General features: G+C 54.7%; 11 protein-coding genes, 4 tRNA genes and 1 other RNA gene. 4 read left to right on the top strand and 12 right to left on the bottom strand.

Going from position 1 to position 13,701, the window contains the following annotated elements; all coding sequences use genetic code 11:
• The first annotated feature begins 191 nt into the window (after positions 1-191).
• Genes hemC through hemY form a run of 4 tightly spaced genes read left to right on the top strand, consistent with a single transcriptional unit; the run spans position 192 to position 4,274 of the window.
• On the top strand, positions 192-1,133 hold the full coding sequence (hemC, locus tag V2154_RS24370) for a hydroxymethylbilane synthase (RefSeq protein WP_353504378.1): 942 nt from the start codon (positions 192-194) through the stop codon (positions 1,131-1,133).
• Complete coding sequence (gene hemD / locus V2154_RS24365) at positions 1,130-1,870, top strand: uroporphyrinogen-III synthase (protein WP_353504377.1); 741 nt, start codon at positions 1,130-1,132, stop codon at positions 1,868-1,870. The genes hemC and hemD overlap by 4 nt, the downstream gene beginning before the upstream one ends.
• Positions 1,871-1,892: 22 nt before the next feature.
• Positions 1,893-3,074, top strand: coding sequence for a uroporphyrinogen-III C-methyltransferase (gene hemX, locus V2154_RS24360; RefSeq protein WP_353504376.1), 1,182 nt, complete (start codon positions 1,893-1,895; stop codon positions 3,072-3,074).
• Between the two features lie 3 nt (positions 3,075-3,077).
• Positions 3,078-4,274, top strand: coding sequence for a protoheme IX biogenesis protein HemY (gene hemY / locus V2154_RS24355; RefSeq protein WP_353504375.1), 1,197 nt, complete (start codon positions 3,078-3,080; stop codon positions 4,272-4,274).
• Positions 4,275-4,985: 711 nt separating this feature from the next.
• Here hemY and V2154_RS24350 read toward each other — a convergent pair.
• From V2154_RS24350 to rffC, 12 genes are all read right to left on the bottom strand, one after another.
• A non-coding RNA gene (locus V2154_RS24350) (RtT sRNA) lies at positions 4,986-5,114 on the bottom strand.
• 35 nt (positions 5,115-5,149) lie between these two features.
• A tRNA-Pro gene (locus V2154_RS24345) sits at positions 5,150-5,226 on the bottom strand.
• Between the two features lie 59 nt (positions 5,227-5,285).
• Positions 5,286-5,371: transfer RNA gene (locus tag V2154_RS24340), tRNA-Leu, on the bottom strand.
• 31 nt (positions 5,372-5,402) lie between these two features.
• Positions 5,403-5,478, bottom strand: a tRNA-His gene (locus V2154_RS24335).
• Positions 5,479-5,549: 71 nt separating this feature from the next.
• Positions 5,550-5,626 (bottom strand) — tRNA-Arg (locus V2154_RS24330).
• A 143-nt stretch (positions 5,627-5,769) separates the two neighbouring features.
• Complete coding sequence (gene thrP, locus V2154_RS24325) at positions 5,770-7,164, bottom strand: bifunctional threonine/serine APC transporter ThrP (RefSeq protein ID WP_353504374.1); 1,395 nt, start codon at positions 7,162-7,164, stop codon at positions 5,770-5,772.
• A 247-nt stretch (positions 7,165-7,411) separates the two neighbouring features.
• Positions 7,412-8,152 (bottom strand): lipopolysaccharide N-acetylmannosaminouronosyltransferase, encoded by a 741-nt coding sequence (gene wecG / locus V2154_RS24320; RefSeq protein WP_353504373.1) that lies wholly within the window; start codon positions 8,150-8,152, stop codon positions 7,412-7,414.
• A complete protein-coding gene (wzyE, locus tag V2154_RS24315) occupies positions 8,149-9,531 on the bottom strand; it encodes an ECA oligosaccharide polymerase (RefSeq protein WP_437342054.1) in 1,383 nt (460 codons plus the stop codon). The genes wecG and wzyE overlap by 4 nt, the downstream gene beginning before the upstream one ends.
• Positions 9,528-10,616, bottom strand: a complete 1,089-nt coding sequence (locus V2154_RS24310; protein ID WP_353504372.1) for a TDP-N-acetylfucosamine:lipid II N-acetylfucosaminyltransferase — start codon at positions 10,614-10,616, stop codon at positions 9,528-9,530. Before V2154_RS24310 ends, wzyE begins: the two co-directional genes overlap by 4 nt.
• Positions 10,613-11,863: a lipid III flippase WzxE gene (wzxE, locus tag V2154_RS24305; protein ID WP_353504371.1), complete on the bottom strand. Its 1,251-nt coding sequence runs from the start codon at positions 11,861-11,863 to the stop codon at positions 10,613-10,615. Before wzxE ends, V2154_RS24310 begins: the two co-directional genes overlap by 4 nt.
• Before the next feature lies 1 nt (position 11,864).
• Complete coding sequence (rffA, locus tag V2154_RS24300) at positions 11,865-12,995, bottom strand: dTDP-4-amino-4,6-dideoxygalactose transaminase (RefSeq protein ID WP_353504370.1); 1,131 nt, start codon at positions 12,993-12,995, stop codon at positions 11,865-11,867.
• A 4-nt stretch (positions 12,996-12,999) separates the two neighbouring features.
• Positions 13,000-13,698: a dTDP-4-amino-4,6-dideoxy-D-galactose acyltransferase gene (gene rffC / locus V2154_RS24295; RefSeq protein ID WP_353504369.1), complete on the bottom strand. Its 699-nt coding sequence runs from the start codon at positions 13,696-13,698 to the stop codon at positions 13,000-13,002.
• Between the last annotated feature and the right edge of the window lie 3 nt (positions 13,699-13,701).

The raw sequence follows: 13,701 nt of genomic DNA, 5'->3' as shown, positions 1-13,701 counted from the left end.
TAACACCTGCGTAACAATTCCCTTTTGTGCTGCTTTCTTTCCTTTATTACCTTTTAACAAAATCATGCAATTTACTACCCGTTTACAAATTATCGTCACAAAGCGATGGATGCTCGCGATGGCTTCTTACGCTGACAGCTTTCCTCTGTCGGTGGTAGGATGGTCAGCGAAATAGTAAAACGGTAACAAGCATGTTAGACAAAATCATTCGAATTGCCACCCGACAGAGCCCGCTGGCTCTGTGGCAGGCACAGTACGTTCAGAAGCAATTAATGGCTTGTCATCCCGGTTTGCAGGTCGAACTGGTTCCGATGGTCACCAAAGGCGACATCATTTTAGACACCCCGCTGGCCAAGGTGGGTGGTAAAGGTCTGTTCGTTAAAGAGCTGGAATTAGCCATGCTCGATGGCCGCGCGGATATCGCGGTTCACTCAATGAAAGACGTTCCGGTGGAATTCCCGGAAGGCTTAGGGCTGGTGACGATTTGCGAGCGCGATGATCCGCGCGACGCCTTCGTGTCCAACCATTACGCCAGCCTCGCCGACCTACCAGAAGGCAGCGTCGTCGGCACCTCGAGCCTGCGCCGCCAGTGTCAGCTGCGCGAACAGCGCCCCGATTTAGTGATTCGCGATTTGCGCGGCAACGTCGGTACCCGTTTGGCGAAGCTCGATAACGGCGACTACGACGCGATTATTCTCGCCGTCGCTGGCCTGAATCGCCTTAATTTGCAAGACCGCGTGCGCACCGCGCTGACGCCGGAAGAGTGCTTGCCGGCCGTGGGCCAAGGCGCCGTGGGTATCGAATGCCGTCTTGATGACAGCGAAACCCGCGAACTGCTGGCTCCGCTGGCACACCGCGAAACCACGCTGCGCGTGCTGGCCGAACGTGCCATGAACACGCGGCTGGAAGGCGGATGTCAGGTGCCAATTGGCAGCTATGCGGAAATCGACGGCGACCAAATCTGGCTTCGCGCCCTGGTCGGCGCACCCGATGGCAGCCAAATGGTGCGTGGCGAACGGCGTGGCAACACGGCAGACGCCGAGCGCATGGGGGTTGATCTGGCAGAAGAGCTGCTGGCCAAGGGCGCCCGTGAAATTCTGCAGGAAGTCTACCAAGGTAATCCGCCAAAATGAGTATATTGGTAACCCGCCCCTCTCCTTCTGGAGAACTGTTGGTCAGTAGACTAAGAACGCTTGGTCGGGTTGCCTATCACTCCCCTTTGATTGAATTTGCGCCGGGAAGGGAACTCGCGGTTCTGCCGAACCTGCTATCCTCTTTAAACCAGCATGACTTAGTGTTTGTGCTTTCCCAGCATGTTGTTAAGTACGCAGAACGTGCTTTACAGCAGGTAAATCAGCCATGGCCCGAGCACGTCAATTATTACGCGATTGGGCGCACCACCGGCCTGCTTTTCCATCGTGTGAGTAGCCTGCCGGTGATTTATCCACACGACGGCGAAACCAGCGAAGTGCTGCTCAACCTGCCAGATTTACAACATTTGGCGGGGAAAAAAGCGCTGATTTTGCGCGGCAATGGCGGACGTGAACTGCTGGCTGAAACGCTGCGGGAACGCGGCGTAGAAGTGACTTACTGTGAGTGTTATCAGCGCAGCCAGATTTATTACGATGGTAGCGAGCAAAGCTCGAGCTGGCAGCGCGCCGGTATCAATACGCTGGTGGTCACCAGTGGAGAAATGTTAGAACAGCTTTATACGTTAGTTCCTGATTACTATCGCCAATCTTGGCTACTACGCTGTAGCCTGATAGTGGTCAGTGAACGCTTAGCGACCCTCGCCCGCCAGTATGGCTGGCAGGATATTCGGGTCGCCGAAAACGCAGATAATGATGCGCTAATTCGTGCATTAAAATAACCTGACTAAGGGATGTGCCAAGATGACGGAACAAAAAAATCCTTCCGCACAGGATGACATGATCACCCCTGCGGCTGAGAGCCCCCAACAGCCAGATGTTGATCGCCGTGAAAAACCACAAGATATTCAGTTAGATCAGCAAAATGAGCAACTGAATGCTTTGCGTAAAAAACAACGCACTGCGCCAGTTCTGGGTGCTATCGCCATCGTATTGGTGATTGCCTTAGGGGCGGGTCTTTACTATCACGGACACACTCAGGGACTGAAGCAAACGGCGGCAGTTGATGAGTTACAAGACCAACTTATTGCCTTGCAGAAAACCCAGCAGCAGGACAAGCAGCAAATTGCCGACCTGCTCAGTCAACAGGACAAATCGCAGCAGACCAGCGAGCGTCAGCAAGCCTCTTTCAGCCGCCAGTTGAACGAGTTGCAGGATAAAGTCGCCAGCATTTCCGGCAGCGATGCCAAAACCTGGCTGCTGGCTCAGGCCGACTTCCTGGTGAAGCTGGCCGGCCGTAAGCTGTGGAGCGACCAAGACGTCACCACCGCCGCCGCGCTGCTGAAAAGCGCCGACGCCAGTCTGGCCGACATGAATGACCCAAGCCTGATTGAGGTGCGTCGCGCGCTGAATGAGGATGTGTCGAGCCTGTCGGCGGTCACACAGGTCGACTTCGACGGCATCATTCTAAAGACTAATCAGCTGACGAATCAGGTAGATAACCTGCGTCTGGCCGACAACGACAGCGATGAAGCGCCGATGGATGACGACGGCACCAGCCTGTCCAGCTCCCTCAGCGAATGGCGTCAGAACCTCACCAAGAGCTGGCATAACTTTATGTCAGATTTCATCACCATTCGCCGCCGCGATAGCAGCGCAGAGCCTCTGCTGGCACCGAATCAAGATGTCTATCTGCGCGAGAATATCCGCTCCAAGCTGCTGATTGCCGCCCAGGCCGTGCCGCGCCATCAGGATGAGATCTACAAACAGTCGCTTGAATCCGTTTCCACCTGGGTTCGCGCCTACTTTGATACCAGCGACCCGGCAACCAAAGCTTTCCTTGAAGATGTGGACAACCTGAGCCAGCAGTCTATTTCGATGGACGTCCCGGACCAGCTGAAAAGCCAGCCGATGCTGGAAAAACTGATGCAAACCCGGGTGCGTAATCTGCTTCAGCAGCCCGCAGCCTCTACTCAGGGGGAATAACGCATGCTAAAGGTCTTAGTGTTATTCCTGATTATCATCGCCGGGATTGTGGTCGGCCCGATGCTCGCTGGGCATCAGGGTTATGTGTTGATCCAAACCGACAACTACAACGTTGAAACCAGCGTTACCGGCTTGGTTATCATGTTCGTGGTGCTGATGCTGGTTCTGTTCTTCATTGAATGGATCCTGCGCCGCGTGTTCCGCACCGGCGCACGCACTCGCGGCTGGTTCGCCGGGCGTAAAAGCACTAAGGCGCGTAAACAGACGCAGGCTGCCATGTTAAAACTGGCGGAAGGCGACCATCGTCAGATGGAAAAACTGTTGGCGCGCAATGCTGACCACGCCGATCAGCCGGTAGTGAACTACCTTCTGGCGGCGGAAGCGGCGCAGCAGCGCGGTGATGACATTCGCACCAATCAGTATCTGGAACGCGCCGCCGAACTCGCCGATATCGACCAGATGCCGGTGGATATCACCCGCGTGCGTATTCAGCTGGCGCAGGGAGAGATCCACGCGGCGCGCCACGGCGTGGATCGTCTGATTGGTCAGTCTCCGCGCCATCCGGAAATCCTGCGTCTGGCCGAGCAGGCCTATCTGCGCACCGGGGCTTATGCCTCATTGCTGGAGATTTTGCCGTCTATGGCAAAAACGGGCGTGCATGACGATGAAGAGCTGCGCGTGCTGCAAGAACAAGCCTATATCGGCTTGATGAATCAAATCATGGCCGAGGAAGGCAGCGACGGACTGAAACGTTGGTGGAAAGACCAGAGCCGCAAAACTCGCCATGAAGTGGCCTTGCAGGTCGCCATGGCGGCGCATCTGATTGAATGCAACGATCAGGACTTAGCGCAGGAAGTGATTCTGGACGGCATAAAGCGCCAATATGATGAACGTCTGGTCGCCATGATGCCAAAACTGCGTTCAGGTAATCCTGAACAGCTGGAGAAGGCGCTGCGTCAAATCATCAAGCAAAATGGCTCAACCGCGCTGCTGAGCAGCACGCTGGGGCAGCTGTTGATGAAACACGGCGAGTGGGCGCAGGCGGCGGACTCCTTCCGTGAAGCACTCAAACAGCGCCCGGACGCCTACGACTACGCATGGCTGGCCGACGCGCTGGATAAGCTCCACAAACCGGCAGAGGCCGCAGAAATGCGCCACAAAGGCTTGATGCTGACACTGAACAACTCGCAAGAGCAGTAAGCTTCGAGCGGCTAGAAATACTTATTGCAGAAAGGCTCCTTCGGGGGCCTTTTTTATTTCTGTCAATAAGATACGAGTTACCAGTGATTCGGGTAAGGGAGTGCAGCCAACGCCTCTGCGGCTTCAAGGATGACGGGTATTTAGGCAAAAAAAAACACTTGCCGATAGGCAAGTGCATAAAACAATCAGGTCTAAGACAACAGGGGAGTGCCTCACTCAACGATTTGCCTGCTGGTTGATAAATGCCTGATGAGAGGCGCTTATCGGTCAGATAGACAATAGGCACTATAAAGTGGCTCTGCGTCATTCCCAGTTTTATGAAGCCCTAAGGCAAACATAGGAGGTGGAATGAGCATCTACGCAGTAATTATTGCAGATTGCGTGCCACAATTCTAAAAATCATCTCCAATTGACTCAATAAATATTTATCATTTTGATTTTAGATGAATTTATAAGAGATAAATTTTCTCACGCCTTTGCGCGCTGAACCTCCCCCTAAGCCAATCCCCGACTTAAATGAAATAAGTGTTGCTGGCAAACGACACCCTTCTCAAGTGCTCTATAAGACCATAAATTTCAATGAATTAAGTGTCACCGGATAGCGACAAGCATAGGTATGGATGTTGCTGAAGGGAGACAAGAGTTGGAAAGAGGGAATTGATAAACTCCAGACGAAAAAAAACCTGCTTTAAAAAGCAGGTTTCTTCGAATTGGTCGGCGAGAGAGGATTACGCGCATCTGCGATGCTTGCCCTGCGGGCCGTTGCTAAAGCAACGTGGTCTCGCTGCGCTCGGCTCAAACCTCCTTCGGAGGTTCTCATCCTCATAAACTTTAGACGAAAAAAAACCTGCTTATGAAAGCAGGTTTCTTAAATGTGGTCGGCGAGAGAGGATTCGAACCTCCGACCCACTGGTCCCAAACCAGTTGCGCTACCAAGCTGCGCTACTCGCCGATGTCGTGCATCTTACTACTTTTTAATGCTAACAGCATCATTTAAATGCGTTTTGTGTGTGGTGCGAAGGGAGGGACTCGAACCCTCACATCCTAAGGACACTAACACCTGAAGCTAGCGCGTCTACCAATTCCGCCACCATCGCATGTCACATTCACAAAATCATTTAAAAAATTTGGGGTGGCTAATGGGACTCGAACCCACGACAACTGGAATCACAATCCAGGGCTCTACCAACTGAGCTATAGCCACCATTTCAAACTCTTCCACACGTGAACTGTTCAACATCAAACAGTACCACCGCAACTCTAGCGCAAACTTAATGGTGCGCCCGACAGGATTCGAACCTGAGACCTCTGCCTCCGGAGGGCAGCGCTCTATCCAGCTGAGCTACGGGCGCTTAGCGCCGTTGCGGGTGGGGATACTACGGTTTTAATGCCACCCTGTCTAGTGCTTTTTATTGGAAAAGTTGCGTTTGATTGCTCTTTGTCCAATACGCATTAAAAGTAGGCGTCTTACCTTCCCCACCCATGACTTACGACGTTATTTTAGGCTTTCTGCCGGTAGAGATGCTCGCTTGTGCATCCCCAGCCCGAAGTATATCAAGCTGATCGCCGCGATGAAAATACCGCCTACCAGCAAAGATACCCGCGTATCGGGGTTTATCGCCATTCCGACCAGCACGCAGGCCAAAAATGCCAGCGTCAGATAGTTGACGTAAGGGAACAGTATCGATTTAAACGGATGGTCTTTCAGCTTCTCTTTGTGCGCCTCGCGAAAACGCAGCTGGCTGACCAATACCACGAACCACGGCACCATGCCCGGCAGCACGCTGGCGCTGTAGACATACACAAACACTTTCTCGGGGTTGGGAATGACGTAATTCAGGCATGACCCTACCACCAGCACCGCGATAGACACTGTGATGCCATGCACCGGCACGCCGCTTTTCGACACTTTCCCCAGAAACGCCGGAACCTGACGATTCTTCGACAGCGCGTAGAGCATGCGCCCGCAGCTGTACATCCCGCTGTTACAGCCCGACAGCGCCGCCGTCAGCACCACAAAGTTAATAATCCCCGCCGCCGCCGTGATACCGATTTTGGCGAAGGTCAGCACAAACGGGCTACCGTGGGTGCCCATCTCATTCCACGGGAAGATAGTGATGATGACGAAGATTGCGCCGACGTAAAAAATCAGAATACGCCACAGGATGTTATTGATGGCGCGCTTTAGCGTCACCTGCGGGTTCTTGGCCTCACCGGCAGTGATACCCACTAGCTCGACACCCTGATAGGACGCCACCACGATACACAGGGCGAACAGGAAGCCTTTCCAGCCGCCGGCAAAGAAACCGCCGTGCGCCGTCAGGTTGCCAAAGCCAATGGGCTGGCCATGGTTGCCGAAGCCAAAGAAAATCACCGCCAGCCCCACCACGATCATCACAATAATGGTGGTGATTTTGATCAGCGCGAACCAGAACTCAAACTCGCCGTAGAGCTTAACCGCCGCCAGATTGGCCGCAGCGACGATAGCCACGGCGGCAATCGCCGGTATCCACTGGGGTAAGTCTGGGAACCAATATTGCGCATAAACGCCAATGGCCGTGATTTCAGAGATGCCCACCGCTATCCACATGAACCAGTAGCTCCACGCGGTCAGATAGCCATAGTAAGGCCCGAGATACTTGTGCGCATAAACTGCAAAGGAACCGGCGACCGGCTCGAGATGCAGCATTTCGCCCATCGCGCGCATGATGAAGAAGACGAACACCCCGGCCAGAATATAAGCCAGTAAAACCGAAGGTCCTGCCCATTTCAGCGTACTCGCCGCCCCCATAAACAGACCCACGCCGATCGTCCCGCCCAGGGCAATCAGCTCTATATGACGGGCTTCTAGCCCTCGGTGTAGACCACCTTTTTCCTCGTTACTTGCCATAAATCCTCAATGATATCGTTATTGTGTTTGCCTTCCGGATTGCCCGGAATGTTATTTTTATAGTCTGCTTTTCCCGCTCGGGAGTTAAAACGGGCAGTATGGTTTCGCATTTTGTGATCAGTTGCAAACCACGAATTGAGAAGCTGCGCCTCGGTTGACAACGGGCGCTGCAATAATCGGCAAATGGGCAGGAAAAACGAGAGGTGGCGCGCCGCGATAGTGAAAAAACCGCGACGCAAAGCGGGAATTAGAGCTGGTTGGTGTAGTGGTAGCGCAGATATTTGAGCAGTTTTAATTGGCGGCCCAGTCGGCTTGGCTGGCGAATCAGGCGATACAGCCACTCAAGGCCGAGCTTTTGCCAGACTTTCGGCGCGCGCTTCACATGGCCGGTGAACACATCGTAAGTGCCGCCAATCCCCATATATAAGGCCTGAGGGTGAACAAGCTGGCAGTCGCGCATCAAGATCTCTTGCTTTGGCGACCCCATCGCCACGGTGACAATTGCCGGCTGTAACGCTTTCACCTGTTCCAACAGCGATTCGCGCTGCTGCGGCGTAAAATATCCATCCTGACTGCCAACAATGTTGACGTTCCACTGCGCCCGCAGCTTGGCTTTGGTCTGCTCCAGCACCTCGGGCTTGCCGCCAATCAAAAATACCGGCGTCCCCTCCTGCCCGGCGCGCTGCATTAAGCCTTCCCACAGGTCGGCTCCTGCGATACGCGAAACCTTGGCTGCAGGGTATTTCCGACGAATAGAACGCACAATGCTGACGCCATCGGCATATTTGTAATCCGCCTGATTAATCAGCTCGGCGATGTCGGGGCGGCTTTCCATGGTCAGCACTTTTTCGGCGTTAATCGCCACCAGAGAGCCAGTTTTCAGCTGCGGACCGTCGAACAGGTAATTGATAAAGTGGTCCATATCGTAAAAGCCGCATAAATTTATGCCGCGAATGGAATACGTTGGGATGTTGTTATTTGAAATCATGAATATTCCTGCGACGACGCGGGCGTCGTTGGGTTCCCTTTAGTTGAAGCATGGTCAAGCAAGCGGCGTGGGCGGATAAGCCCGATGGCATCAAACATCCAGTAGAGTAATTTTGCGACCACCAGACACAAGCCAAAAATCATGCAGAAAAACACCACGCGGGAGAAGAAAGAGTCCACCCCTTCGCGCGCCAGCACGATCATATTGAATACCGCGCCGAAACAAAAGCTTTGCAAAATGGCGGCTTTATAGGGGTTGGTCTCGGCTTTGCCCAACTCATAGAGCCAGTCGAACCATTTGATGATTAACCCCACCACCACCGCGCCGAGCGGGATAAACCACACGCCGCCCATCACCACCAGCGAGCCAATTAGGGTCGGTGAAATCGCCAAACCAGAGTGGTTATTCAGCACGTCCCAGGTGAAGTAGTTGGCCGAGTTCAGCACCACCGCCGGGCGTTCCGGCCACAGCCAGCTTGGGATAAACACGTAAAAGTCGCGCACAATCGGCGCCAGCCCCTGAAAACTGATTTTGTCGTAGTTTTGCAGCAGCAGCCCGAGGTTTTCCCAAGGGGAGAAGGTGTCGCGAGTCAGATAGAGGAAGGTGTAGAACGCCTCGGGGCCATTCACATTCATGCCATAGCGTTTTAGCGCCAGCCAGAACATGCCGACCACCGCCATCACGCCCGCCGTCGCCAGCATCCACAGGGAAATCCAGCCGCGCACAATACCAATAAACAAGAATAAGGCGAAGGCGATGATAATGTTGGCCCGCGTGCCGCCAACAATCACATAGGTGAGCAGCCCAAAAGCCACGGTGCTGACCAAGAAGAACAGCCAGCTGCGGCTGTTTTGGCGCAGAAAATAGACCACCAGCATGGCGGGAATAAAGAAGTAGAAGAAGCGTTTTAACGCCACGCCCGACACTTCGCTGGAGAAGATCTGGCTGTAAGACTTAAGCTTAAACAGCAGAAAACCGTTGTGCAGGAAGAAGATAGACACCGTCACGATAGCCACCAGCGCCAGTAGCATCCACGTCAGGTGGGTTTCCACCCGATTCATGGTGAAAATTGGCACGCGGGGCTTGTCAGACTTCGCCCTGAGGCGCGTTTTGTAGCAGACGTAGTAAATGCCGTAGAAGCAGGTGGCCGCCAGCATAGCTTGCAGCAGATTCTCGACCGGCACCACTTTGACATCAAAACGAAACACCAACAGGCAGGTCAGCGGGAAGCCGAAATAGAATGTCAGCAGATAAAGCATGGAGAAGAAGACGTTGAAGTTAAATCTGACGCGGCGAAACTCTTTGTATGTCAGCGTCAGAATAAAAATCAGAGAGAGCGCGTAAACCAGGCTCAGACCGCCAAACTGGGTCAGCGTCATGATGCCGCTCCGCCTGTAACCAGCTCGATTGCCTGCTGCCAGCCCGCAATGTAGTTCGGGTTGAAGAAGTCGATATTCTGCCGATCGGCGCTGAGTAATTGGCGGCGGGCCTCGGCCACTGTCGCGCTATCCAAGGTATCGCCGTAAAACAGCACCGGCAGGTGTTGCTCCGCCAGATCCTGCCAGAACGGGTTTTTACGGCTGACCACAAAAGGCACGCCGAACTGAATCAGCAGGCAAAGAGTGCCAATCGCCTGTTGGCGGTCGAAAATGAAATAGCCCAGCGAGCAGCGACGCAGCAGGTTGAGATAGGCATCGAAGGGCATGGCGTCGGTCAGTAACTCAACATTCTCTGCCGGGAATAAGCCCAGCGCGGCGGCTCTAACCTGTTCAATGTATTGCTGATTATCCGCCGGATAGCCCATGGGGATAATCACCTTAATCTCCGCGCCAAACTGCTGATGCAGCGAGTTCAGTGCTTCAATGTGGCGATTACTGCGATCGCCGGAGTTGCCCACCAGCACGGTCATTGGCCCGGACGGCGCAGGCTGTTCGGCTGGCTGGGTCAGCGCCGGGTCCATGCGCGTCGGGAAATAGAGCAGTGATGACGCCACGCGCGGGTGCCGCTGGTGATAGTGATTCAGGTCGCCGCGAGTGCCAAACACGCGGCCAATGCGCCCCTGAGCCAAACGGCGCAGCAGATAGAACAGGCGGAATTTCAGGCTGCCAGAGGCTTCGTATAAATCCGCGCCCCAGATATGCCAACACGCCTGACGCGCTTTAATCTTGCCACTGAGCAATGCGAGCCACAGCGTCGGGTTGAACTGCCCGTGCAGGAAGAACTTCTGCTGACGGTTAGCCTGCGCTTGGGCAATCACCGCCTGCGCCAGCGCTTTCTTATCCTGATAGACCTCGATATTCAGCCGGGTAAACTCGCCAAAGGCTGATTTATCGGCGGCCGCCACCATAAAGCGTCGAACCTGCTCCGGCGGCAATTGCTCCGCCAGCACATCATTGAAGAAGCGCAAAACGGTAAGATTATGGTGCGGGATATCAGATCCCAAAACGTGAATCAGCGTCGTCATGCTCGTCTACGATAAATAACAAAAACGATGCTACACAGGGTGAAATAGACGATGTAAGTCGCCATGTAGGCCTGCGCAGCGCCAAGAGAACCCTTCAATGGGATCAGCCAGTGGGAAAACGCCGTCAGCAGCGCGAATTGGCTAATCTCGGTCAATATATAAAAGCGCAAAGAGGCTTTGGCAATCACCAGATAGCCAAACACATAGGAGCCCACTTTGAGCACATCGCCGACCAGCTGCCACGCAAACAAATCGCGCATGGCGGTGAACTGGTGCGAGAACAGCAGCCAAATCGCGAAGTCACGCAGCAACCAAACCACAAAGCTGGCGCAGGCCACGGCGGGAATGACAAACTTCAACGACTTCACTATTTCGCGTGAAATGGCCTGTTTATCGGTCAACCGCGACAGCGTCGGCAACAGGTAAACGCTAAAAGAGGCGGTGATGAACTGCAAATAGGCGTCAGAAATGCTGCTCACGCCCTGCCAGATCCCCACGGCGTCCCAGCTGTAATACTTCGCCAGCAGGTTTCGCATCATCACATAAGCTACCGGCAGGGTCACTGAGGTGATGAGGGCCATCAGAGTGAATTTGCCCAGATGGCTGGCTATCGCGCGATCAAAACCCAGACGCAGGAAGTGCAGAGGAAAAGGCTTACGCCGCCAGAGCATCGCGCCAGCAGGCAGCACCACCAAAGCTGGCACCAACGCCAACCCGGCCAACGCGCCTTCATAGCCGCCGAGCTTGAAGCAGAGTAAATAGGCCAGCAGGCCAATCAGACTGCCGCCAATCACCGCCAGCGCATTGCCTTGCGCGTCCCGATAACCTTTCAGGATGGCTTGGAAGTAGTTGGCGTAGGCGATGCCCATCTGGATAAAAGCCACGGCGCGCACTACCGATTGATACCTGTCGTGACCAAAAAGCCCGATGCTTATCGGCGCGGCGGCCAGCAGAAACACCAAGGCCAGCGCGGTAGAGAAAAACAGGATCAGGCTGGAAGCCGTGCCCAGTACCTCCTTTAAGCGCGCAGGGTCATGCTGGTGCTCTGCGACATACTTGGTGACGCCGTTGAAAATCCCGGCCCCGGACAGCACGCCGAGCACCGTCACCATCTGGCGGAAATTCCCCGCCTGCCCCACGCCGCTCGGGCCAAAGGCGACTGCCAACAGCTTGACCACCAGCAGGCCCGCCGCAATTTTTATCAGCGTCGAGCCAGCCGTCCATACCGATGCTTTTGCCAGTGACATATCAGGCGAAGTATTTCAGCATGGTTGCGATCACGGTCTGCTGCACGTCGTCGGTCATGTTATAGAACAACGGCAGACGCACCAGACGCTCGCTTTCTGGCGTCGTAAAACGGTCTTCGCCACTGAATCGGCCGAAGCTTAGCCCGGCAGGGCTGGTGTGCAGCGGGATATAGTGGAACACCGTCAGAATATCGGCCGCTTTCATATGGGCGATAAAGGCGTCGCGGTCGGTGATATCGTTCAGGCGCAGATAGAACATGTGGGCATTGTGCACACAGCCCTCAGGAATGGCCGGAAGCGTAATGCGCCCGGCCTGTGCCAGCGGCTGTAAGGCGCTGTGGTAGTTATCCCACAGGGCCAAACGGCGCTGGTTAATTGGCTCGGCCGCTTCCAGCTGCGCCCACAGGTAGGCCGCCTGTAGGTCGGACATCAGGTAGCTGGAGCCAATATCGCGCCAGGTATATTTGTCAACTTGCCCACGGAAGAACTGGCTGCGGTTAGTGCCTTTTTCGCGAATGATCTCAGCGCGTTCAATCAGCGCTTTATCATTGATAAGCGTCGCCCCGCCCTCGCCGCCCGCCGTGTAGTTTTTGGTTTCATGGAAGCTAAAACAGCCAATGTGGCCAATCGCCCCCAAAGCCTTACCTTTATAGGTCGACATCACGCCCTGCGCGGCATCTTCCACCACGAACAGGTTATATTTCTCGGCCAGCTGCATGATGGTGTCCATCTCACAGGCCACGCCCGCGTAATGCACCGGCACGATGACGCGGGTCTTGTCAGTGATCGCGGCTTCAATCAGCGTTTCATCAATGTTCATGGTGTCTGGGCGCACATCGACAAAGACGATTTTCGCTCCGCGCAGCACAAAGGCGTTGGCCGTGGAAACGAAGGTGAAGCTTGGCATGATCACTTCGTCGCCTTCTTTGATATCCAGCAGCAGCGCCGCCATCTCCAGCGACGCAGTGCATGACGGGGTCAGCAGAACTTTCGCGCTGCCAAAACGCTGCTCAAACCACTGTTGGCAACGCAGGCCAAACCCGCCGTCACCACACATTTTCCCGCTGCTCATCGCCGAGCGCATGTAATCAATCTCAGTACCGAAAACCGGAGGGGCGTTAAAAGGGATCATATTTTCACCTGTACAACCAATATGCCGAGCGGGTGATTTTCCCTCCGCTGGCGAGATAGAGATTAAGGGCCGCGACGTTGCCCGTTTGGGTTGCGACATGCAAATGCGACAAACCCTTCGCCACACACCACTGCTTGGCGGCGGCCATCAACTGCTTGCCAATGCCGCAGGATTGCCACTCGGGCAACACCGCCAGCAGGCCAATTCGCGCCTCACCCGGCCCAATTTCTCGCAGTGAGACAAAGCCTTGTAAGTCACCTTGCGCGTTTTTAATCAGCAAACACTGATGATCAAAAGTGCCTCGCACGGCCTTCTCGGCCCACACTGCGTAGAAACGCGCGCTATCCCCGGCTTGATACCAGGGAGCGCGGAAACGGCTGTGGGTGAACGCGGCCGAGGCGGCGGCGGTGACTTGTGGGATATCGGATTCTAAGGCCGGGGTAGCCGCGCTAACGGAGTCGGTGCCACCATTGAGCGCGATGCAAACATCAATCTCGCCCTCGGCGAACTGGAAACCTGCGGCCTGAAGCGCATTCAGCGCCGCCACGTCATTCGCGCCTATCTTGGCCTGCACCAACTCAAAGCCTGAGAGGTGCGCGACGTCCAGAGGAGGCGAGCCAGGGTCAGCGTGAAACTTTGCCGTTCGCAGATGGAAAAAATCGCTTTCCCATTCAAGAAATTCGAGCGTTCCACAAAGACTCATGCT

Source organism: Ewingella sp. CoE-038-23 (assembly GCF_040419245.1).
GTDB classification, from domain to species: Bacteria; Pseudomonadota; Gammaproteobacteria; order Enterobacterales; family Enterobacteriaceae; genus Ewingella; species Ewingella allii.
This window is presented reverse-complemented; position numbering and strand designations above follow the sequence as displayed.